Below are 20814 nucleotides of genomic sequence, written 5' to 3' on the forward strand. Positions count from 1 at the left end.
GCCCAGCCGCTGGCCGGCCGGCGACCCCGGCGTCAACCGGGTGCCCGGCACCAACATGCGCTCGGCGGCGTACCGGCCGATCCGGCCCTGGCAGGTGCGCAACCAACGGTTCCGCCCGGTCGGCGTCACGGCCCGCGGCCTCGACCCGGTCGAAGTCGGCGCGTTCCTCGACCGCGTCGCCTACGACCTCGGTGTCCTCTACGCCGAACTCGACCGCACTTGGGAGCAGAACAACCGGATCAAGGACGCGCTGCGCCGCTGGCAGTCCACCCAGGCCGCCATGAACCAGGCCGCGATCAACCAGGCCGCCGTCCGGTGACCGAGCCCGACAACCCCGGCGTCACCGTCGTCGACTGCACCACCTGCGACGGCGGTGGCGTCACCTCCCACCGGTGCAGCTGCACCTGGTACGGCGACCAGCTCATCGTCGACGACGACCAGTTGACCGCCGGCACCCCGGGCGGTACGGCGTACCGCGACTGTCAGGTCTGTCTCGGCACCGGCACGAACTGCGTGACCTGCGACCGCTGCGCCGGGCTCGGCCGCCGCCGCGCCCAACTCGTCTACACCGTCGCCAACTCCGACACCGCCGCCGTCGCCTCCGTCAACATCGTGCCCGGCGCGCTCGACCCGGTGCACCGCGCCGGCCGCTGGTGGCTCGACCTCGACGCCGTCGTCACCGAACTGGCCGACCGGGTCGGCGCCGACCACCTGTACGACCCGGCTGCACCCGAGCGGGAACTTCTCGTCGGCGGGCTGGTGCTGCCCCGCGACTGGCGACCCGACCTGCCGCAGGCACGGCGGCACGCCCTGGAAGCGGCGGCGATCGCCAACTACACGTACCACCCGTGGCAGCTCTGGCTCGGCCGTACCGCCCCGCCGGACCGCCCCGACCCGGCCCGCCACCTCGGCCAGCTCTGTGCCCTCGCCGAACTGCTCTGCCTCGACCTGGTCGTCGAAACCCGGCCCGACCCGTACGGCGACGACCGCTACGGCTGGCAGCTGCGCCTCGAACTGCCCGACACCGGAGTCGGCGACGCGTTCGCCAGCGGCGTCGGCAGCTCCGACAGCCTCGACGCGGCGATCGTCGCCGCCGACGCCACCCGCCTCGCCACCGGCATCGGCGACCGTGGTGTCGACGTACCCGCCCACTACCTGCGCCCCGGCCGACCCGGCCCGCCGATCGGGCCGCCGAAACTCGACCTGGACCAGCTCGAACGCCGCATGATCGCCGACTGCACCGCACTCGGCACCGGTGTGGCCACCCCCGGCGCGCAGGCCATCTGGCGCGACGGCCGCTGGTGGCACACCAGCCTGCGGGTGGTCGCTGTCGTCGAGGAACTCACCGAACGCACCACCGGCCAGATCTCCCGGCGTACGGTCGATAAGCTCGCCCGCTCGTGGCAGCCGCCGCCGCCCAGCTGGCAGGGGCCGGCGATCCCGTCCGAACCCTGCCCGTACTGCGTACCGGAGCAGGGGTTGCGCCGCTGCGTCTGCACCGTCGGCGCGCCCGCCGCCGACCCGGAGTGCCGCTACTGCGGCGGTGCCGGGCGCAGCGGCCGGTACGCCGCCGGCCTCAGCCGCTGCTTCAGCTGCGGCGACACGCTGCGCATCCGGCACGGTGCCGTCGTCACCGTCACCGACGGGCAGCACTGGGCCCGCCACCTCAACTGGGCACTGCCTGACGAAGCCACAGCCGTGGTGCCGCAGATCGGCAGCCAGCCGGGCGGCAAACCCATCCACCAGGTGCCGCCGCAGTTCCGGCTCCCGTTCCACGTCGGCGACCTGGCGGTACGCGGCCAGCCGATCGGCCCGGACCAGCTCGCGCCGCTCGACGAGTACGAGGTCCTGCTGGTGCAGGAGCTGTGGTACGGCCACGTCACCCTCGACCACCCTGGGCAGGACCCGCTGACCGCGTACCTGGCGAACGTCGCCAACGGGCACCCCGGCGGCCGGGTGCTGCTGCACGCCGCCGAGCCGGACGCGCCACCGCTGGCGCGGGTGCTCGCGTTGGCGTACGGGCTGGGGCTGGCGCTGATCGTCACCGTCGCCGACCACCGCAACGACGCCGGTACGCCGTACCGCATGCAGGGGGTGTCGTGGGGTGCGTACTTCGCCGGGCCCGGTGCCGCGGTCGGCCTGCGGGCCTACCCGCACCGGCCCACCCTGGGGCACGCGCTTGCCCAGGCCGTCGAGTACGTGTGCGGCGCCACCCGCTCGGCGGTGCCGGTCGACCCGGGTACGCCGATCGCCGTACCGCAGAACGTGCCGCAATGCGTACCGCAGGATGTGCCGACGCCGGCAGCCGACGGCGACCCCGGCGACTGGGTGACGCCTGCCGACCTGGTGCCGTTGCTGTCGTTGCTCGCGGGGTACTACGCCGGCGAGACGGTGATCGTCTCGCTCGCGGCGTCCCGCTGTGAGGTGCACGTACGTGAAGGTCCCGAGACCACGCGACGGGTCGTCACCGCCGCCGACCTGCCAGCCGCCGTCGCCGCCCTGCGTCTGCGCCCACCCGCGACCTGACGACCTGCGGTGGCCCGCGCCCCGATGTCCTGGTGCCTTGGCGCTCCGAGAGCAATGCTCCTGCGTGGGACCATAAGGTCCTGACCTGCTGCCCCATGTCTGCCGTGTTCATGCCTCCAGAGGTTGACCCTGTGCCCATACTGATCGCGGATTGTTCTTTCCGGTATCGCAAGGACATCCCGGTGTTCCGTGCCCTGACCGTCGAGTTCGAGCCCGGTGCGACCGTGCTGCTCGGCCCCAACGGTGCTGGCAAGTCCACGCTGCTGTCGCTGATCGTGGGGCTGCTGCAGCCCGACGCGGGCACGGTGCGAGTCGGTGACCTGGTCAGCGATGTCCGGCGTACCCGATCGCGGTACCGCCGCTCGGTCGGTTGGCTGCCACAGCACGTCGCCGCGATGCCCGGCCTGAAGGTGCGGGAGCAGGTCGCCTACGCCGGCTGGCTGAAAGGCCTCAACCGCCGTGACGCCTGGGTCAACGCGGCCCGCGCGCTGGGCCGTGTCGGCCTGCAGGACCTGGCGGAACGGCCAAGCAGGGCGCTCTCCGGCGGTCAGCTTCGTCGGGTCGGAATCGCACAGACCCTCGTCCACGACGCGAAACTGATCGTCATGGACGAGCCGGCCGCCGGGTTGGACCCGCAGCAGCGGCGGGTGCTGCGCGAGGTGCTGAACTCAGTTGCCGGCGACGTCGACCTGCTCGTGTCGACGCACCAGACCGAAGACATCAGCGACATCTACCAGCACGTGGCAGTGCTGGACGGCGGTGTCATCCGGTTCCACGGTGAGGTGCCGGCATTCCTGGCGCGGGCCAGGCCTGGTGTCGAGCCGTCCCGGCGGGCCGAGGACGCCTACGTGCAGTTCATCGGCGCCGAGGCATGAGCGCGGACGCGTACGGCGCCATCCGGACGATCTACCCCTGGCGTAGCCGCGCCGAGACCTACGTGACCGTGCCGATGCTGGCCCTCGTGCTGTTCCAAGGTGCGGCGGTCGTCGAGACGGCCACGCCCGGCTACTGGACGGCTGCGGTTGCCAAGGCCAACCTGATGCTGTTCATCGTGGTGCCGCTCTGCGCGGTCTGCGCCGCCTGGGAGGGGATGCGGCACCGCAGCGGCGGTATCGACACACAGACCATCGCTCGGCCCAAGTGGACAGTCGTTTTCGTTGCGGTCGGCCCGACGCTGGTAATGGGGCTGGCCGGGGTCGTCGCGGCGGTGCTGTCGACCGCCCCTGCCGCAGTCGGCGCGCCCGGCGGTCCGCACCTCGGGCTGGTCGGCGTCTACCTGCTGGTGATGGTAGGGCACACCGTGGTCGGATACGGGCTCGGTCGCTGGCTGCCGCCCGCGCTCGCGTTGCCGGTCAGCCTGGGCGGCTCCTACATCTGGCTGGCCTACCCGGCCGCCGTCGAGCCGTTCTGGATCCGCCACCTCAACGGGCTGTCCTTCGAAGGCTGCTGTGCGATCGATCAGCAGCCGGACGCGCGGGCACTGCTGGCCGCCGCCCTGTTCGCCGTCGGTATCGGCGCAGGCACGCTGGTCGCCCTTGCCGGCGCCCGCCCGGCTCACGTCGGTGGTGCGTTGAGCTTCACCGCGTTGCTAGTGGTCGCGGTCACCGTGGCGGCACCGCTCGGCCCGTCTTCCGGCGGCCCGCGCGCCGGAGCGCCGCAGTGCGTCGGGCAACGGCCCACGTTGTGCCTGTGGCCGGAGCAGGAGACGGCCCGGGATGCGATCCATCCGGCGCTGGCGTCGGCGTATCCCCGGCTCGCTGCGGTCGGCGTCACGCTACCCGAGACGGTGACCAGCCAGGAGAGCAACGCGGCCGACGCTGTCTTCATCGTGCTGCCCGCCGAGTCGGACCCGCAGACGGCGGTGCTGAGTCTGGTCTCCAGCATCGTCCCGGACACCGTGCCCGCCTGCGCGGCCGAGGGGGAGTGGCCCGGTGCCCACAATCGTGCGGCGTTGCTGGTGTGGATGGCGCTGGCGGCCGGCGTACCGGCGTCGGAGCTCGGCCCGGTCGCGCCGCCGGAGCTGATCGACCTGGCGGTACGGGTGCGTCAGCTCGACGAGGACCGGCAGGCCGCCTGGTACCGAGCCAACCTCGCGCCGTTGGCCGACTGCACCACAGTGCCGCGCCTCGACCCGGAACTTTTCGCGTCGGACGATCCGCAGTGATCTGGTGGTGGCGTACCCGCGCCCTGACGACGGTGACCGTCGCGTACGCCGCGAGCCTGGCCGCCGCGACGGTGATCGGCGGTGAGGTGCTGCCGCTGCCCAGCCTGGCCGGGGCGTTGCTGGTGCCGGTTGTGTTCGCCCTGCTGCTGCCGCTTGTCCCGATCGTCGTCCTCTGGCACGGCATCGACCGCAGCAGCGGTGACCTGGACGCCACGGCGGTACGTTCGGTGGCCGCCCGCGACCTCGGTGTCGCCGCGGCGATGGCGCTGATGACCGCGGTTGCGGTCGGCGTCGCCTCGGCGGTCGGCTGGTGGCAGCTCGGCCCCGGTTACCTGCGTAACCTCATCGGCTGCCTCGGGTTGGCCCAGATCGTCGCCCCGTTCGTCGGCGCACGGCTTGCGGCGGTGGTGCCGGTCGGCGCGGTGATCGTCAGTGCGCTGTTCGGCACCGGTGACGGTGGTCTGGTGCGTTGGTGGGCGTGGCCGATCGCCGATGCCTCCTCCGGGCCGGCCTTCGCCCAGGCCGTACTGCTGCTGGTGGTCGGTGCGGCGGTGGCGGTGTGGCGGTTCAGCCGAGGCTGGCCTGCCAGGCGAGGCGGATGGCGAGCAGCCCGATGATGCCGTTGCCGACCAGCGCCGTCACCAGCTGGCCGCGTGGGCTGGCGAGCGCGCGGCCGAGAAGCGCGCCACCAGATGCCAGCAGGACCTGCCAACTGGCCGCTGCGACGAACACCGCTGCGACGAACACCGCCCCGACGATTAGCAGGCTGCTGGTCGAATCTGCCGCTCCGCCCTGGTGGCCGACCACGAGAGCGGCGAAGTAGACGATGGTCATCGGGTTGAGCAACGTCAGCCCGACGAAGGCGGCGTACGTCCGGGCGATCGACCGCGCCGGTGCCGACTGCGGCGCTTCGGTCGCCGCTCGACGGGCCTGCATCGCTACGACGATTCCGCGTACCGCGTTCGCGGCGAGCACCACGGCGGCGGCTGCCCGCAGGACGGCGGTCGCCGGGTCGAGCAGTCGGGCGACGGCCGCGCCGTGCCGCAGCGACACCTGCGCAGAGACGGTGACGATCAGGACCCGATCGCGTCGACCGGGACCGCGATGCCGTAGCCGGCGAGCAACCCGGATGTCTGCGCGTCGAACACGCCAGGCCTATGCCGACCGACGTGCCGGGCCACAACCGGTTAGTACCGCGCCGGGCCGAGCCAGGTCAGCGGCGGGTGGCGGCCAGCGCTCCGGCAGGCCGCCGAGCGTCACCGCGGCGACGGCACCTGCCATGAACAGGCCAGCGGTCGTGGTGCCGGCCGCGAGCAGCGCGAGTTCGACGCTGCGCCGGGCCAGAGACTGGCGACGATGGCGACCGTCAGGTAGTTCCAGCCCGAGTACCACCACTGGCGGCGTGGGCTGCCCTTGAAGCAGGGGAGCAGGAAGCCGAGGATCGCGGTGCCCGTCCACGCCGGCCGACGGTAGCAACGGCCTACCACCACCGCTGACCGGTCAGCTGATGGGGGTGCCGGATGTAGCCGCTGCCCAACGGGCGAGGGCTTCGCCGACCCGGTGGAAGCCATCGCCGACGGCGCTGAACGCGTAGCTGCCGTCGGCAAGGCGCTGGATCAGGCCGCGCCGCTCCAGGTCTGCCAGGCGCTGGGTGAGGGTGACCTGGTTGACCCCGGTGTCGCGGGTCAGGTCGGTGAAGCGGCGCGGCCCGACCAGCAGTGCGCAGTGCAGCTCAAGCATCCAGCGTTCCTGCATCAGTGACAGCAGGTCGTCGAGTTGGTGGTGGCGGGTGTCCGGGTCGCTGGTGTCGCCGGCCCAGGCCGCCATTTCGGCGAGCACCGGGCGCAGTCCGGTGCCGGTCGGCGTCAACGCGTAGCGGGTGCCCGGTGGGGTGGTGTCGATCACCGTACGGGTGACGATGCCGGCGGCCTCCAGCTCGCCGAGCCGGCGGGCGAGAGTGCTCGGCCCGATCGCCGGGACCGCCCGGCGCAGGTCGTTGAAGCCGGCCGGTCCGTCGAGCAGCGCGTGCACGATGTGCAGCGTCCAGCGCCCCCGCAGCCGACCCACGGCGGCCAGCAGTACGTCCCGCTCGACCTGCACGTCGCCACTGTATCCAGCGGCACACTTGTTAAAGCTCAGTAGCTAGTACTATTTTTTTAGTCATGACTGAGTCAACGAAGCGGGCCCTGGTCACCGGTGGCACCGGCGGGATCGGCCTGGCCACCGCCCGTGCCCTGGCCGGCCACGGCTACGCCGTCACGATCGTCGGGCGCGACCAGCAGCGGGGCGACGCCGCCCGCGACCAGGTGAGCGCCGCCGCCACGGGCTCCCGCTCCGCCGCTGGTCCGGTACCCGCCCGGTTCATCCGGGCCGACCTCTCCGCACTGTCCGCCGTCCGCGCCCTGGCCGACGACACCCGCGCCGCCGGCCCGCTCGACCTGCTGGTCAACAACGTCGGCGGGATCTACCGGCAGCACTGGCACACCGTCGACGGCATCGAGGCGACCTTCGCCATGAGCCACCTCTCCGGCTATCTGCTCACCGAGCTGCTGGTCGACGACATGATTGCCGCCGGGCGCGGCCGGATCGTCAACCTCACCTCGGGCGCGATCCGGCTCGCCGACCGCACCCCGCTGGACCGGGTCGAGATGGCCGGGCGCTACTACGGCTTTCCTGCGTACGGGCGGGCGAAGCTGGCCAACCTCGCGTACACGATGGGTCTGGCCGACCGACTCGCCGGCACCGGCGTCACGGTGCTCGCCGCCGACCCGGGGGCCAGCGCGACCGACATGGGCCGGTCGATGCGCGCGGACCTGTTCCCGATGCCAGCCCGGCTGGCCTTCCCGCTGATCTACCTCAACCTGTTCCGGGCCAGCGCGACCGATGCCGCCCGCAGCTCCATCGCCGCCGCCACCGCCGACCTGCCCAGCGGTACGGTGCTCGGCCCGAAGGGCACCCCGGTGCGCCCGGACGCGCGGGCCACCGACCCGACGGTCATCCAGACTGTCACCGCGCTCAGCCAGGCGACCTGCGCCTCCACTCACACCGACAGCCGGTCAGCGACTGCGGGACAGGATGCGCTGCCCGAGTAGCGTCACGTGGACCAGGTCGGCGGTCTCGTCCGTACCGTCGCCGGTCTCAGCTCCAGGGTGTCGTGTTCGGCCGGTCGGCGGCCGTCGACCGGCTGCTGCCGACCTGGCGGCCCGGCCGCAAGCGGCTGCGGCTATTCGGCGACTGGGAACTCGACACCGGTCAGCTTCTCGCTCTCCGTCCACAGCCGGCCAGCGGTGGCGGCGTTGTCGGCCGCCGGGCTGCGACGCGCGGCGACCGGCGGGCCGACCATGTCGAACAGCCGGCCCGGCCCCCAGTAGCTGCCACCGTCGACCGCCGGGTCGGTGGCGGCGCGCAGCGTCGGCAGCGCTCCGTCGCGCGGCCTCATCGCAATCAACCGGCTGACGGCGGTGACGAAGCCACCGGTGTGCCGGGCCAGGTCGGTGGCGGTCCACCCGGGATGGGCAGCGGTCGCCAGTACGGGAGACCCGGCTCCGGCCAGCCGACGTTGCAGCTCCAGGGTGAACAGCAGGTTGGCGAGTTTGCTCTGTCCGTACGCGGCCCACCGCCGGTAGCGACGCCGTTGCCAGTTCAGGTCGGCGAAGTCGATCCGGCCGGCGCGGTGGGCGTTGCTGGCGACGGTGACCACCCGGGCGTTGGCGCCGGCTTGCAGCAGCAGTGGCAGCAGCCGACCGGTGAGCGCGAAGTGGCCGAGATGGTTGGTGCCGAACTGCAGCTCGAAGCCCTGCCGGGTGCGCCGCAACGGGGTCAGCATCACCCCCGCGTTGTTGATCAGCAGGTCAAGCCGGTCGTGGTCGGCGTGCAACGTCTCGGCGAACTCGGCCACCGAGTCGAGGTCGGCCAGGTCGAGCCGGGCGCAGCGCACCGTGCCGACCGGTTGCTCGGCGCGGATCCGGTCGGCCGCGGTGCCGGCCCGTCCGGCATCCCGGCAGGCGAGCACCACGTGGGCGCCTCTGGCGGCGAGCATCCGGGCGGTCTCGAAGCCGATGCCGGAGTTCGCGCCGGTGACGACGGCGGTCCGGCCGCTCTGGTCCGGCAGGTCGTCGAAGGTCCACGGTGTCATCGTCACTCCCGGGTCAGGGCCTCGCCGCCGGCGAACACGATCGTCACGGCGGTCTGCATGCCGTTTCGGTACTCGTCGACCGACGAGAGCTTGTGTTTCAAGCCGAACGAGGTGGCGTGCAGGTGCTCGGCCAGGTCCCGGGCGGACAGGCCGGCTGTCCGCCACCGGTCGGCGACCCCGCTGTCGGCCAGGACCTGCTCAACTCCGTCGACCAGCCCGCGCTCGATCCGCTCGGCCAGTGAGCAGCGCAGGGTGGCCGCGGTGTTCAGCAGCTCCTCGAAGTTGCCGTGCACCGCGGCCCCGACCGACGGGCCCTGGCACGCTTCGAACGCGGCGAGGATTCGTCCCGGCGGGTCGAGGTCGTCGCGGGCGAAGGCCGCCCCGGTCGCCGCGCACACGCCGGTCACCATCCGGTCCACGGCGGCGACGAACAGCTCGTCCTTGGTCTTGAAGTGCAGGTAGAGCCCTTGCCGGGAGATGTCGGCCGCGCGGGCCAGGTCGTCCATCGAGGTCTTCCGGAACCCGTACCGGATGAACACGTCGATCGCGGCGTCGGCGATGGTGTCCCGTCGGGTACTGCCCGATGTCACGCCGGGCGCTCCGTACGTCCCAGTGCCGAGAACGGGTACGCCACCCCGGTCAGCTGTTCGCTCTCGGACCACAGTCGGCTGGCCATGACGGTGTCCTTGGCCCGTGCGGAGCTGCGGGCCGGCGCGGGTGGCCCGGAGGTGCCGAACCGGCGGGCCGGACCCCAGTAACTGCCGGCGGCGGCCTGCGGATCGGTCGCGGCGCGCAGGCTGGGCAGTGCCCCGGCCGGTGGTCGCATCCGAATCATCCGCTCGACCCGCGACCGGCTCTCGCCGGTGGACCGGCCCTGGTGGCGGCCGATCTCGGTCGAGGTCAGGCCGGGATGGGCGGCGACGGCCCGCACGGTCGACCCGGCCTCGGTCAGCCGGCGCTGCAGTTCCAGGGTGAACAGCAGGTTGGCGAGTTTGCTCTGCCCGTACGCGGCCCACGGCCGGTAGCGGCGTTGCCGCCAGTTGAGGTCGTCGATGTCGATGCCGCCGGTCCAGTGGGCCAGGCTGGAGACGGTCACCACCCGGGCCGCCGGTGCCGCGTCGAGCAGCGGCAGCAGTTCGCCGGTGAGCGCGAAGTGGCCGAGATGGTTGGTGCCGAACTGCAGTTCGAAGCCCTGCCGGGTGCGTCCCAGCGGCGGTGCCATCACGCCGGCGTTGTTGATCAGCAGGTCGAGCCGGTCGTGGTCGGCGCGGTAGGCGTCGGCGAACGCGGTGACCGAGTCGAGGTCGGCCAGGTCCAGCTCGGCCCCGGTCACTGTGCCGGCTGGCTGACCGGCCCGAATCCGGTCCAGCGCCGATTCGCCCTTGCCCTTGTCCCGGTAGGTCAGCACCACGTGCGCGCCCTTGCCGGCGAGCATCCGGGCGGTCTCGAAGCCGATGCCGGTGTTCGCCCCGGTCACCACCGCGACCCGGCCGGTCTGGTCGGGAATGTCATCGGATGACCATGCAGCCACGCTGACCCCTCGCTTCTCCGTCTACTTGACAGGCGAGACAAGCTTTACGTGGTGCGCCAATTCTGTCAAGTTCGCTGATCAGGGGCGGGCTCGAAGAGCAGCCGGATCACCGGGCCGGCGAGCGCCGCCGGGTCGTCGTCCGCGTCGTGCGGCAGCGCCCCGGACAGCCACAGGGTCGCGAAGCCGTGCACGATCGACCAGGCCGCCAGGCGGGCGTTGTCCCGGTCGCCGGCCGGCACCCGGGCGTCGTCCAGGCTGGCCCGCAGCGCCCCGCCGGCCCGCTGCCGGGCGGCGGTCAACTCCGGCGCGTCGAAGTTCAGCAGGCTCGGTTGGAACATCACCTCGAAATGCGCCCGGTGGGACGCGGCGAACCGCACGTACGCCTGGCCGGCGGCGAGGATGTCACCGCCGGCCGCCGCCAACTGGGTCGCCAGCAGGTCGAGGCCCTCGGTGGCGATCGCGGTGAGCAGGCCGGTCTTGTCGCCGAAGTGGTGCGTCGGGGCGGCGTGCGAGACCCCCACCCGTCGAGCCAGGTCGCGCAGGCTCAGCGCCGCCACCCCGGATTCGGCGATCGCCTCGGCGGCGGCGGTCACCAGGGCTCTACGCAGGTCGCCGTGGTGGTACGGCTGCTGCCGCATCGCGCCTCCCGTCATCTTTCCGTTGACAAGATGCTACCCGAAGCGGCTATCTTGTCACTGACAAGATAGCGGGCGCGTGCAGTGCCGACCCCGAGGAGCACCCCTGATGAGTACGGCGGACCGATGGCTGACCGTGATCGCGCTGGTCAGCGTCCCGACGGTGATGTTCGGCGGCTACTCGTTGATGCGGCTGGCCGCCGCCCGAAAACTGACCGACTTCCAGCTGTCGCTGTTGCGGGCCGGCCACGCCCACGCCGGTGTGCTGCTGGTGCTGACCCTGACCGCACTGAGCGTCGCCGCCCGCGCCGGACTGTCCGACCCGTACACCTGGGTGGTCGGCGCGCTGCTGGCCGCCGGCACGATCAGCCAGTCCGGCGGCTTCTTCCTGCACGCCGGGATCGGCCGCCCCGGACAGTGGTCGGTCGGCAACACCCTGACCGTGCTCGGCGCGGGGCAGCTCACCGTCGCGCTGCTGCTGCTCGCGTACGCCGTCGCAACCAGCTGACCTGCCGGTACGCCGACCGTAAGACTTTCGCAAGAGATCAACTACGGTCGGCCGGGCGCTGCCGCCGTAGGCTGATCCGCGTGTGGAAACGACTCCTTGCCAACCCGTTGAGCTGGCTGCTCGCCGTCGTCGTAGCCGCCGGACTCGCGTTCGGCGGCTACTGGTTCCAGCCGTGGAAACTGTTCACCGACGACGTGGTCGACGAGGCGCTGCCGCAGGTGCAGATCGCGGCGACCGGCACCCCGGCACCGGACCCCGCCGCTTCCGGGTCCGCATCGCCCGGGTCCGCGTCGCCCAGCGCCGCACCGGCCAGCCCGTCACCGGCCGGGAACCGGTTGCTGGCCTCCGGCGAGTTCGTCACCCACGAGCACGAGACCAGCGGCACCGCCCAGGTCGTCGAGCTGGCCGACGGCCGCCGTCAGCTCGTGTTCCGCGACTTCGCCACCTCCAACGGCCCGGACCTGCGGGTCTGGCTCTCCGACCAGCCAGTGCTGGACGGCCGCGACGGCTGGTTCGTCTTCGACGACGGGCAGTGGGCCGAGCTGGGCCGGCTCAAGGGCAACCGGGGTGACCAGGTGTACGAAATCCCCGCCGACGTCGACCTGACCAGCCTGACCAGCGTCTCCATCTGGTGCAAACGCTTCTCGGTGTCGTTCGGGGCAGCCGAGTTGACCGCCTGACAGCCATGGCCGCGCCCACCACCGGCGGACCGTCCCTACGGGTGCTCGTCGTCGACGACGATCCCACCGTGTCCGATGTGGTCCGCCGGTACCTGGAACGAGCCGGCTACCAGGTCACCCGCGCCGCCGACGGGGTCGCCGCGCTGGCCGCGGTCGACCAGTGCCGGCCCGACCTGGTGGTACTGGACCTGATGCTGCCCGGGTTGGACGGGCTGGAGGTGTGCCGGCGGCTGCAGCGGCAGGCCAGCGGCGTACCCGTGATCATGCTGACCGCACTCGGGGAGGAGGCCGACCGGGTGATCGGCCTGCAGCTCGGTGCCGACGACTACGTCACGAAGCCGTTCTCGCCCCGGGAGCTGGTGCTGCGGGTGCAGTCGGTGCTCCGCCGCTCCGGGCCGCCCCCCGGCCCGGTCGGCGGTGAACCGCCGGTGGTCCGCGACGGCGAGCTCGCGCTGGACACCAGCCGGCGGTCGGCCCGGCTCGGCGACACCGAGCTCGCGCTGACCACCCGTGAGTTCGACCTGCTGCTGCACCTGGTCCGCCATCCGGCGAAGGCGTTCCGCCGGGAGGAACTGCTCGCCCAGGTGTGGGGCTGGAACTTCGGTGACCAGTCCACCGTGACAGTCCACGTGCGACGGCTGCGGGAGAAGGTCGAACGGGATCCGGCCCGACCCCGACGGATCGTCACCGTCTGGGGCGTCGGCTACCGCTACGAACCGGCGGCCGGCAATGCCTGACCTGCCCACCGGCGACGTCCTCGCCGTGTTCGCCATCGGGCTGGGCGCGTCACTGCTGATCGGTGTGCCGGGCGCGGTCGCGCTGCGGCTGCTGCGCCGGCACAGCATCGTCGTGCACCTGACCGTCCTGCTCACCGTCACCGTACTGGCGGTCCTCGCCGGGGTCGTCGGCGCGGCCCAGGCGATGTTCCTGTCCGTCCACGACCGGGACGTGGTGCTGCTGGTGCTCGCCGCGTCCGGAGCGGTCAGCCTGGCCGTCGGCTGGTGGCTGGGTGCCCGGCTGGCCCGGCAGGCGGTCTGGGCCGACCAGCTGCGTCAGCGGGAACGCCAGGCCGAGGCGAACCGGCGGGAACTGGTCGCCTGGGTGTCGCACGACCTGCGGACGCCGTTGGCGGGGCTGCGGGCCATGGCCGAGGCGCTGGAGGACGGCGTCGTCGCCGACCGGGCCACCGTCGCCGACTACCACCGGCGGATCCGGGCCGAGACCGACCGGATGACCCAACTCGTCGACGACCTGTTCGAACTGTCCCGGATCAACGCCGGCGCGTTGCGGCTGTCGCTGCGCCGGGTGCCCCTCGCCGAGGTGGTCTCCGACGCCCTGGCGTCTGCCGAGCCGCTGGCCCGGGCGCGGGGCATCCGGCTGGTCGCCGCCGAACGCGGCTGGCCGTCGGTCACCGCCAGCGAGCCGGAACTGGCCCGGATCATCGGCAACCTGCTTCGCAACGCGATCCGGTTCACCCCGTACGACGGGGTGGTACAGGTCAGTGCGGGCCGCGACGGCGGTGCCGCCTGGCTGGCGGTGCACGACACCTGCGGCGGTATTCCCGAGGCGGACCTGCCGAGGGTGTTCGACGTGGCGTTCCGGGGCGAAACAGCCCGCAGCCCCGCTCCCGCCGGCCCGCCCCGAGCGGGGTCGCCGATCGGGCCGGCGTACCTGCCCAATTGGGCCGGACCCCGTCCCGAGCCGCCGCCGGCCGGCGGCGGGCTCGGCCTGGCGATCGTGCGCGGCCTGGTCGAGGCGCACGGTGGTCGGGTCGAGGTAGCCAACGCCGGCCCCGGCTGCCGGTTCCTCGTCCACCTGCCCGCCGCCGGTTGACCCTCGCACACGGTCAGCCGACCGGCAGGTCCCGCCGCCGCAGCCCGATCATGCCGGCGGCGGAGCCGGCCGCCAGCAGCGCCAGGACGACCAGCGGTACGGCCGACACCTGCCCGCCCGGCAGGCTCGGCAGATGCGTGAACGGGCAGAGATCGCGCAGCGGCTGCGGCAGTTGCAGCAGCGCACCGAACAGGTCGAGCCCGTCCAGCGCGGTGCTGCGGCCGTACCGCTTGGTCAGGATCCCGACCTCGATCGCTGTTTCCGTGACCAGAAATCTACGTAGCGTTCGGAAAGGTGGTCAATGAAAGCCCGCCACCAGCAGGCGTTGCTGCACTGAAGCGGACCTTGCGTTGCAATGGCGGTTGCGGTTGACGCAGCGATCGGCCAGGATGCGTTGCAATGAACTGAGACTGAACGCAGCGGAGGGCGGGGGGCGGATGCCCGGCGGACGGTTGACCTATCAGGACCGGCAGCGCATCGAGCAGGCACTCGCCGACGGTGCCGGCTACGCCGAGATCGCCCGCCGACTCGACCGCCCGACCTCCACGATCAGCCGGGAGGTCGGGCGCAACGGCGGGCCGGGTGGCTACCGGGCCACCGCCGCGCACCGGGCCACCGCGCACCGGGCCCGCCGTACCGGCCCGGTCACCCGGCCACCGGCCGACCAGGCCACCGGGTACGGCCGGGACCCGGCCGCCGTGCAGGCCTTCGAGCAGCAGTTCGCCGCCCTGATGATTCAGTCCGGCTTCCCCCGGATGACCGCCCGGGTGCTGGTCAGTCTCTTCGTCAGCGACGGCGGTTCACTCACCGCCGCCGAGCTGGTCGACCGGCTGCGGGTCAGCCCGGCGTCGATCTCCAAGTCGATAGCCTTCCTGGAGCGGATCGGCTTCGTCGCCCGGCGACGCGAGCCGGGGCAGCGGCGCGACCGCTACGCCGTCGACGACGGCCTGTGGTACCGGGCCTGGTCGCTGCGGGTGCGCGTCTTCCGGACCTGGGCGGACGCGGCGACCCACGGCGCCGCCGTACTCGGGCCGGACACCCCCGCCGGGGACCGGCTGCAGTTGATGGGCGAGTTCTTCGGGCTGGTCTGCCGGGACGTCGAGCGGATCACCGCCGAGTGGCAGTCGTTCCTGTCCACCCGCGGTCTGCCGCCGCAGCCGGATGCGCCCACCGTCGTCGCGGAGCCGGTCCGGTGACCGGCGAACCGGTCCGGCCCCGTGCCGGCCTCACCCGACGGACGGTCGGCACCGGCCTGCTCGGCGGTATCGTGGCGCTGGTGACCACCGGCTGCACCGAGTCGAGCGCCGAGAGCGGGTACCGGGTGCTCATCTACAGCCGCACCACCGGGTACCGGCACGATTCCATCCCGGCCGGTGTCGAGGCCGTCGGCGAACTCGGCGCGGAGCACGGCTTCGCCGTCGACGCCACCGAGGACCCGGCCGTCTTCACCCCGGACAACCTGAGCCGGTACGCCGCCGTCGTCTTCCTCAACACCACCGGCGACGTGCTCGACGACGCCGGCCGGGCCGCGTTCAAGGGCTACATCAACGGTGGCGGCGGATTCGTCGGCGTGCACGCGGCCGCCGACACCGAGCACAACTGGCCGTTCTACGGCGAACTTGTCGGGGCGTACTTCGCCCAGCACCCGCCGGTGCAGCCGGCCACCGTCGAGGTCGTCGACCGGACCCACCCGGCCACCGCGCACCTGCCGACCCGCTGGGCACGTACCGACGAATGGTACGACTACCGGACCCGGCCGACCGACGCCCGGATCCTCGCGGTGCTCGACGAAACCAGCTACACCGGCGGGCAGATGGGGCGGCCGCACCCGCACGCCTGGTGCCGGACGTACGCCGGCGGCCGCACCTTCTACACCGGCGGCGGCCACACCATCGAGGCGTACGCCGAACCGGCGTTCCGCGCCCACCTGCTCGGCGCGATCCGCTGGGCCGCAGGCCGGGACGCCACAGGGTGACGGGCGGGCCCCGGGCTCATCCGGACGGTCAGCGCTGACCTCTAAAGGTCGGTAACTATCCAAGATTTGATTGAACACGGAGTGTGACGTGGCGCACGCTGCAGACCGGTCCGAGTCCGGCTGCAGCAGCCTCCGAGGAGGAGCGCGTGTCAGAGCCAGTCCGTGGAGATCTCCCCGTCGTCCGTACCGTCCTGACCAGTCTCGCCGCGTCGGCCGCTCAGCGCGCCGCAGCCGAACTGCCCCGCGACGCCCGGCTGGTGCACCGCCGTGACGAACGCGAAGAACTCCTCGCCGGCCGGTTCGTCGACAGCCGCACCGGGCTGACGCCGGCTCGCCGCGTCGGCCCGTACCGCACCCCCGGCGGAGTCGACGTCTGGTACGAAACGTTCGTCGCCGCCCGCCGGCTCCAGGTCCGCGAGGCCGGCGCCGCCGCGCCCGCGTTCGTGGTCACCCAGGCCCGGCCGCCGACAGTGCAACGTACCGGCACCGTCGTCGACATCGAAGCCGGCACCGTCTGGATCCGCGGCGACCTGTTCGGCGGGCTGCCCGTCGACGCGTACGCCGGGCTGCTCGTCACCGGTGGGACGCTGACGCTGGGCACCGCGACGGTACCGGGCGACGTCGTCGAGGTGCCCGCGCCGCTGAGCGCCGTACTGCGACTCGACCCCGCACCCGACCCGCCGCCGGCCGGCGGCGTCGGCGGCTGCCACAGCGCCGGGACCGCCAGCACCCTGCCCACCTCGGTGACCTTCCGCTTCAGGTCCGGCGCGGTCGAGATCGTCGGCGACCCCGGCGCCGCCACGGCCTGGGGACAGCAGTTCCGGTTCGGCCCGGCCACCGGGGACCGGACGTTCGTCGAAGAGCTCTGGACGCTGATGCTCGGCTACATCGTCGAACCGACCACCGTGGACGCCACCGAAGTCGGTGCCGACCCGGCCGGCAACCCGTTGACCGACTTCACCGGCACCGGCACCATCCGCGACGCCGGGCTCGGCCTGCCGGTCGTCGTCGTCACCGACCCGGCGATTCTCGGCGAGGCGTCCACTGCGGCGACCTGGCTGCTGCGGGTCACCGGCCTGGCCGCCCGCTGGTACGCCCCGGACCTGCGGGAACACCCGCTGGACAGCGCGTGGATGGTGATCGGTGCATCTGCGGCGACGGTACTCGCCGACCCGGTCACCCCGCTGGGGCCGCCGGTCGCCCATGACATCCAGTTATGGGCGATCGCCGGCGGGGGCGGGCACCGGCTGCCCTGGCGGCAGACCTACGACGAACCGTTCCGGCTGTTCTACCGGTGCCACGCCGTCGACGGCGAGCATCTGATGGTCACCGGCCGCAGCGAGGTGGCCCTGGACCGGCCGGTGACCACCGCCGGGCAGCCGGTGCCCACCCCGGGTGGTGTCGGCACTCTGCTGCTGCACCGCCGCGACGGCGAGACCACCGTGCTGCTCGGCGCGGCGGTCCCGGCCGACGCCCGCAGCCACCACCAGTTCGCGCTGCGCAACGCGCTGCTGTGGACCACCGTCCCGGCGTTCGTCTACGTCCGGGGCACCCTCGCCGGGCCGGCCGGCCCGACCGCCGACGGACCGCTGCCGGTCGACAACGGCACCGCCCAACTGGCGTTCGGGCTGCACGCCTGGGCACCGACGCTGCCCGACCCGTACGTGTCCAACGGTGCCCTCGCCCGCCCCCGGATCGGCCGGGAACCGCCACCGGCGGCGCTGGTCTGCCGGGTCGTCTGGACCGCGCCGGCCGACGTGCGGGTCGAGTTCGACGGCCAGCTCGGGCCGGCGGTGGCGGTCACCGGCCGGCCGGCGTCACCGGGCACACCGCAGCCGCCGCCGAAGTCGTCCGGACCCGACATCGGGTTCAGCCAGGTCGAGCAGGGCCGCATCGGGTTGGACAAGTTGACCGACGCGCAGTGGGACTCCGCCCGCCGGCTGGAGCTGGAACTGCGCGGCCAGCGGATCCAGGCCGCCGCCCGGTCCGACGCCACGTCCACCTCGATGGTCGACGGCTACCTGTCCGAGGTGGTCGGCCGGCCACCGAACCTGCTGCTGCTGGACGTCTCCACCAACCAGGACCTGCTCGGCGTCGGGCTCGGCGTCGGCCCGAACCACCCGGACACCGAGTACGCCGTTGCCGGGCTGGCCACCCGGGCCGAGGTCGGCGCGCTGCGGGTGACGGCGCTGCCGCAGGTGCAGTGGGAACCGGTGCGCACCCTCGACACCGACCAGGACATCATCACCCTCGGCTGGTTCCCCACCCCGCTCGCCTCGGCCACCGACGGCGGCGCCACCTCGCTCGGTGCCTGGTCCCAGCGGCTCGTCCCGGTGGTGCCCGCCGACGCCGTGGCCGGCACCCTCGACGCGTTCGGCGGCGGCACCCCGGTCGGGGTGCGCACCACCTTCCCGTTCGGCCTGATCGCGGCGGTGCTGGTCCAGCCGTACGACGACGGGCCGCGCCCGGCGGACCTGCTCGGGCTGACCCGCCCCGAGTTCGGTGACACCCGGGGCGGCATCCAGATCACCGCGCGGGCCGAAGGCGGCCGGCCCGACGACGGCGGCGTGTCGGCCACCTTCGCCGGCCGGATGCGGCAACTGATCAACGGGGTGGACCTGGCCAGCGGTGCTCCGCTCGGGCTGTCGGTGCTCGGCTCCACCGCCGACCCGACCGGCAGTGTGGAGACTGTCTTCAACACCGACATGGCCACCGACCCCCGGGTGCCGGTCACCCGGATCGACCTGTCCGGCTACGGCGGCTCCAGCTTCAGCGACTGGAACAACCCGTTCGCCGCGTTCGCCGAGGCGGCCAAGGTGCAGTTCCGGGTGATGATCGGCCGGACCGCGCTGGAGGTCGTCAAGGTCAACAGCGTGCTGCACCCGTGGGGCATCCGGGTGACCCGCTCGGTCACCGTGGAACGCCGTCCTGGCGGCGGGGTGATCCGCCGCGACAGCGGCTGGCAACCGTTCACCCCCGGCCTGTTCGACTACCGCTACCTCGACGCGGGAACGATCTCCGTCGCCCCGTACGTCTTCGACGCCGGGGTGTTCCGGGGCCTGTTCGACGTGCGCAACATCCGGCCGGCACCAGGTGCCGAGTTCGGCCACGGCGGCGCGCGGCTGGTGCCGTACCACTTCGACGCCGACCTCGCCCTCGACGGCGCCGCCGGGACGACACCGGCGGCCGGGGTGCTCGGCTGGCTGCAGGTCGAGCCGAGCGGCGCGCCGGCCGCCCCGGCCGCGCTGCGCGCGTTGATCGAGACGCAAGGGCCGGTCGGCGGGCCGATCGACACCGTCGTCGACGTCGGCGGCAGCGGCCTGCCGATGCGTGCCCAACGGATCGAGGTCGGCCTCGCCGACGACGCCGGCACCCCGGTGTTCGTGGCGACCGTCCGTGGCACCCCGCGACTGCCCCGTACCGGCTCCTGGTCCATGGTGGTCCGTCCGGTCGTCGGCGCACCGGCCGGTGGGGGCGAGGCGACCGCCGTCGCCGACACCCGTGGTACGCCGCTGATTCGCCGCTACCCGGTCGGCTACCCGGCCAACGAACTGCCGATCGGCGAGCCGCCGCTGGCCGGCACGCCGGGGGAGTACCGGTTCGCCGACGCCGCCGACCTGCTGCGCACGACCGATCCGGCCACCGAGTACGCCTTCGTGCAGACCACCGCGACCCACGCGTTCCTGTTTCCCCGGCCGGTGGTGCCGGCACCCGGCGTGCCGCGCATCGAGTCGCGGCACCGGCCCGCGCTGGCCGACGTCCTGGCCCGGTCGACATCCAAAGGGGCGTTCCCGCCGCCGCCGAACACCCTGGAAACCGCGCCCGGCGCGGTGCACCTGGACGTCGGGGCGGGCGGCACGCTGGCGTTCAGCGCCCCGGTGACGTTCACCAACCCGCCGACCGCGCTACAACTGGGCGGCACCCCCGGGCACGGGTCGGCGCTTCGCTACGACGCCGCGACGTTACGCCTGGAGGTCACCGAGGACCGCTGGTCGGCCGACTTCGCCGGACTGCGGGTCTGGACCGACGTGGCCGGCCTGGCCGAGCTGACCGGGTCCGAACTGCACATCGTCGGCGGCACCGACCAGCGGCCGCAGGTCGCCCAGCTGCGGTCGTTGCTACTCACCGAGATCGAGCAGATCCTGCAGTACCTGCCGTTCGTCGGCGACCGGGGGGTGCAGGGCCCGATCGACCTGGCGGCGGCGAACGCCAAGCACGAGCTGAAGTTCGAGACGAAGCTGAAGTTCGACCTGCCGGACACGGTCGTGCCGCTCGGCGACTACTTCAAGCTGAGCCTGGCGGTGGCGCTGCGCGCCGGGGTGAGCCTCACCGACGGCAAGGCCAAGGGAGGGGCCAGCCTCGGGATCGCCCTCGAAGGCAAGATCCCGGTGCTGTCGGTCGGCGTGGCGAAGGTCTTCGTCATCGTCTCCGGCAGCGTCACCTTCTCCATCGCCCTCATCTCCGGCACGGTCACCAGCGAAAAGCTGGAACTGGTCGCGTTCGCCGGCGTCGGGGTGCAGGGCCAGATCGGCCCGTTCAAGGCGTACGCGTTCCTGGGCATCGGCTTCGTGCTCGTCTACGACGCGATCGCCGGCAAGACCAAGTACGGCGGACTGGTCGCGCTGGAAGCCGGGGTGGACCTGAAGGTCGTCAAGGTCAAGATCCGGGCCGAGCTGAGAGGCCTGGTGTATGACGACGCCGGCACCACCAAGTGCGACTACTCCGGATCAGTCAAGATCCAGGTCGATCTCTTCCTGATCCTTTCGATCAGCGCGTCCTACCAGGTCACCGAGACCGCTGCCCTGTGACGACCAGGGTGGCGAAGAA

At 72.7% G+C, this 20814-nt stretch carries 20 protein-coding genes and 2 pseudogenes; 15 read left to right on the forward strand and 7 right to left on the reverse strand.

The window, feature by feature from the left end:
- Nucleotides 1-55: 55 nt before the first annotated feature.
- The 5 genes from O7621_RS10945 to O7621_RS10965 all read left to right on the forward strand — a co-directional run bounded on the left by O7621_RS10945 (nt 56) and on the right by O7621_RS10965 (nt 5307).
- Nucleotides 56-319 (forward strand): DivIVA domain-containing protein, encoded by a 264-nt coding sequence (locus O7621_RS10945; RefSeq protein WP_278174808.1) that lies wholly within the window; start codon nt 56-58, stop codon nt 317-319.
- On the forward strand, nt 316-2526 hold the full coding sequence (locus O7621_RS10950; protein WP_282233859.1) for a hypothetical protein: 2211 nt from the start codon (nt 316-318) through the stop codon (nt 2524-2526). Before O7621_RS10945 ends, O7621_RS10950 begins: the two co-directional genes overlap by 4 nt.
- Nucleotides 2527-2708: 182 nt before the next feature.
- Complete coding sequence (locus O7621_RS10955; RefSeq protein ID WP_282233860.1) at nt 2709-3401, forward strand: ATP-binding cassette domain-containing protein; 693 nt, start codon at nt 2709-2711, stop codon at nt 3399-3401.
- Complete coding sequence (locus O7621_RS10960) at nt 3398-4690, forward strand: hypothetical protein (protein WP_282233861.1); 1293 nt, start codon at nt 3398-3400, stop codon at nt 4688-4690. The genes O7621_RS10955 and O7621_RS10960 overlap by 4 nt, the downstream gene beginning before the upstream one ends.
- Nucleotides 4687-5307 carry a hypothetical protein gene (locus O7621_RS10965; RefSeq protein WP_282233862.1) on the forward strand — a complete coding sequence of 207 codons (621 nt, stop codon included), beginning with the start codon at nt 4687-4689 and terminating at the stop codon, nt 5305-5307. The genes O7621_RS10960 and O7621_RS10965 overlap by 4 nt, the downstream gene beginning before the upstream one ends.
- On the opposite strand, the gene O7621_RS10970 is transcribed toward O7621_RS10965, so the two are convergent.
- The 3 genes from O7621_RS10970 to O7621_RS10980 all read right to left on the reverse strand — a co-directional run bounded on the left by O7621_RS10970 (nt 5258) and on the right by O7621_RS10980 (nt 6790).
- Nucleotides 5258-5743 (reverse strand): LysE family transporter, encoded by a 486-nt coding sequence (locus tag O7621_RS10970; protein WP_282233863.1) that lies wholly within the window; start codon nt 5741-5743, stop codon nt 5258-5260. The genes O7621_RS10965 and O7621_RS10970 overlap by 50 nt on opposite strands.
- A 102-nt stretch (nt 5744-5845) precedes the next feature.
- Entirely contained in the window at nt 5846-6082 is a 237-nt protein-coding gene (locus tag O7621_RS10975; RefSeq protein ID WP_282233864.1) for a hypothetical protein, read from the reverse strand.
- Between the two features lie 108 nt (nt 6083-6190).
- Nucleotides 6191-6790 (reverse strand): winged helix-turn-helix transcriptional regulator, encoded by a 600-nt coding sequence (locus O7621_RS10980; protein ID WP_282233865.1) that lies wholly within the window; start codon nt 6788-6790, stop codon nt 6191-6193.
- A 62-nt stretch (nt 6791-6852) separates the two neighbouring features.
- On the opposite strand from O7621_RS10980, the gene O7621_RS10985 reads away from it, so the two are divergent.
- On the forward strand, nt 6853-7782 hold the full coding sequence (locus tag O7621_RS10985) for an SDR family NAD(P)-dependent oxidoreductase (RefSeq protein ID WP_282233866.1): 930 nt from the start codon (nt 6853-6855) through the stop codon (nt 7780-7782).
- 131 nt (nt 7783-7913) lie between these two features.
- On the opposite strand, the gene O7621_RS10990 is transcribed toward O7621_RS10985, so the two are convergent.
- The 4 genes from O7621_RS10990 to O7621_RS11005 all read right to left on the reverse strand — a co-directional run bounded on the left by O7621_RS10990 (nt 7914) and on the right by O7621_RS11005 (nt 11009).
- Nucleotides 7914-8825, reverse strand: a complete 912-nt coding sequence (locus O7621_RS10990) for an oxidoreductase (protein ID WP_282233867.1) — start codon at nt 8823-8825, stop codon at nt 7914-7916.
- 2 nt (nt 8826-8827) lie between these two features.
- Entirely contained in the window at nt 8828-9415 is a 588-nt protein-coding gene (locus tag O7621_RS10995) for a TetR/AcrR family transcriptional regulator (RefSeq protein ID WP_282233868.1), read from the reverse strand.
- Nucleotides 9412-10356, reverse strand: a complete 945-nt coding sequence (locus O7621_RS11000; RefSeq protein ID WP_282233869.1) for an oxidoreductase — start codon at nt 10354-10356, stop codon at nt 9412-9414. The genes O7621_RS10995 and O7621_RS11000 overlap by 4 nt, the downstream gene beginning before the upstream one ends.
- Nucleotides 10357-10421: 65 nt before the next feature.
- Nucleotides 10422-11009: a TetR/AcrR family transcriptional regulator gene (locus O7621_RS11005; RefSeq protein ID WP_282233870.1), complete on the reverse strand. Its 588-nt coding sequence runs from the start codon at nt 11007-11009 to the stop codon at nt 10422-10424.
- Nucleotides 11010-11100: 91 nt separating this feature from the next.
- Between O7621_RS11005 and O7621_RS11010 the strand changes: the two genes are divergently transcribed.
- From O7621_RS11010 to O7621_RS11050, 9 genes and pseudogenes are all read left to right on the forward strand, one after another.
- On the forward strand, nt 11101-11499 hold the full coding sequence (locus O7621_RS11010) for a hypothetical protein (protein WP_282233871.1): 399 nt from the start codon (nt 11101-11103) through the stop codon (nt 11497-11499).
- Nucleotides 11500-11579: 80 nt separating this feature from the next.
- Nucleotides 11580-12179 carry a DM13 domain-containing protein gene (locus O7621_RS11015; RefSeq protein ID WP_282233872.1) on the forward strand — a complete coding sequence of 200 codons (600 nt, stop codon included), beginning with the start codon at nt 11580-11582 and terminating at the stop codon, nt 12177-12179.
- A gap of 5 nt (nt 12180-12184) precedes the next feature.
- Nucleotides 12185-12916 (forward strand): response regulator transcription factor, encoded by a 732-nt coding sequence (locus O7621_RS11020; protein ID WP_282233873.1) that lies wholly within the window; start codon nt 12185-12187, stop codon nt 12914-12916.
- Nucleotides 12909-14012 carry a HAMP domain-containing sensor histidine kinase gene (locus O7621_RS11025; protein ID WP_281551478.1) on the forward strand — a complete coding sequence of 368 codons (1104 nt, stop codon included), beginning with the start codon at nt 12909-12911 and terminating at the stop codon, nt 14010-14012. The genes O7621_RS11020 and O7621_RS11025 overlap by 8 nt, the downstream gene beginning before the upstream one ends.
- A 133-nt stretch (nt 14013-14145) precedes the next feature.
- The gene (locus tag O7621_RS11030) at nt 14146-14295 is read left to right on the forward strand and encodes a hypothetical protein (RefSeq protein ID WP_282233874.1); all 150 of its coding nucleotides are present in this window, start codon (nt 14146-14148) and stop codon (nt 14293-14295) included.
- A gap of 154 nt (nt 14296-14449) precedes the next feature.
- A pseudogene (locus O7621_RS11035) lies at nt 14450-14647 on the forward strand (helix-turn-helix domain-containing protein); the annotation flags it as partial.
- Nucleotides 14648-14764: 117 nt separating this feature from the next.
- Nucleotides 14765-15208: pseudogene (locus tag O7621_RS11040) on the forward strand (helix-turn-helix domain-containing protein); the annotation flags it as partial.
- Complete coding sequence (locus tag O7621_RS11045) at nt 15205-15987, forward strand: ThuA domain-containing protein (protein ID WP_348775297.1); 783 nt, start codon at nt 15205-15207, stop codon at nt 15985-15987. The pseudogene O7621_RS11040 and the gene O7621_RS11045, both read left to right, overlap by 4 nt.
- 146 nt (nt 15988-16133) lie before the next feature.
- Nucleotides 16134-20795, forward strand: coding sequence for a hypothetical protein (locus O7621_RS11050; RefSeq protein WP_282233875.1), 4662 nt, complete (start codon nt 16134-16136; stop codon nt 20793-20795).
- The last annotated feature ends 19 nt before the right edge of the window (nt 20796-20814 follow it).

It is taken from the genome of Solwaraspora sp. WMMD937, assembly GCF_029581175.1.
In the GTDB taxonomy this organism is placed as follows: Bacteria; Actinomycetota; Actinomycetes; order Mycobacteriales; family Micromonosporaceae; genus Micromonospora_E.

Excerpts from the sequence above, each read along its gene's own strand:
- O7621_RS10945 (WP_278174808.1), top strand. The coding sequence starts at position 56 with ATGCGCTCGGCGGCGTACCGGCCGATCCGGCCCTGGCAGGTGCGCAAC.
- O7621_RS10960 (WP_282233861.1), top strand. The coding sequence starts at position 3,398 with ATGAGCGCGGACGCGTACGGCGCCATCCGGACGATCTACCCCTGGCGT.
- O7621_RS10985 (WP_282233866.1), top strand. The coding sequence starts at position 6,853 with ATGACTGAGTCAACGAAGCGGGCCCTGGTCACCGGTGGCACCGGCGGG.
- O7621_RS10990 (WP_282233867.1), bottom strand. The coding sequence starts at position 8,825 with ATGACACCGTGGACCTTCGACGACCTGCCGGACCAGAGCGGCCGGACC.
- O7621_RS11005 (WP_282233870.1), bottom strand. The coding sequence starts at position 11,009 with ATGACGGGAGGCGCGATGCGGCAGCAGCCGTACCACCACGGCGACCTG.
- O7621_RS11010 (WP_282233871.1), top strand. The coding sequence starts at position 11,101 with ATGAGTACGGCGGACCGATGGCTGACCGTGATCGCGCTGGTCAGCGTC.
- O7621_RS11020 (WP_282233873.1), top strand. The coding sequence starts at position 12,185 with ATGGCCGCGCCCACCACCGGCGGACCGTCCCTACGGGTGCTCGTCGTC.
- O7621_RS11025 (WP_281551478.1), top strand. The coding sequence starts at position 12,909 with ATGCCTGACCTGCCCACCGGCGACGTCCTCGCCGTGTTCGCCATCGGG.
- O7621_RS11030 (WP_282233874.1), top strand. The coding sequence starts at position 14,146 with ATGCGTGAACGGGCAGAGATCGCGCAGCGGCTGCGGCAGTTGCAGCAG.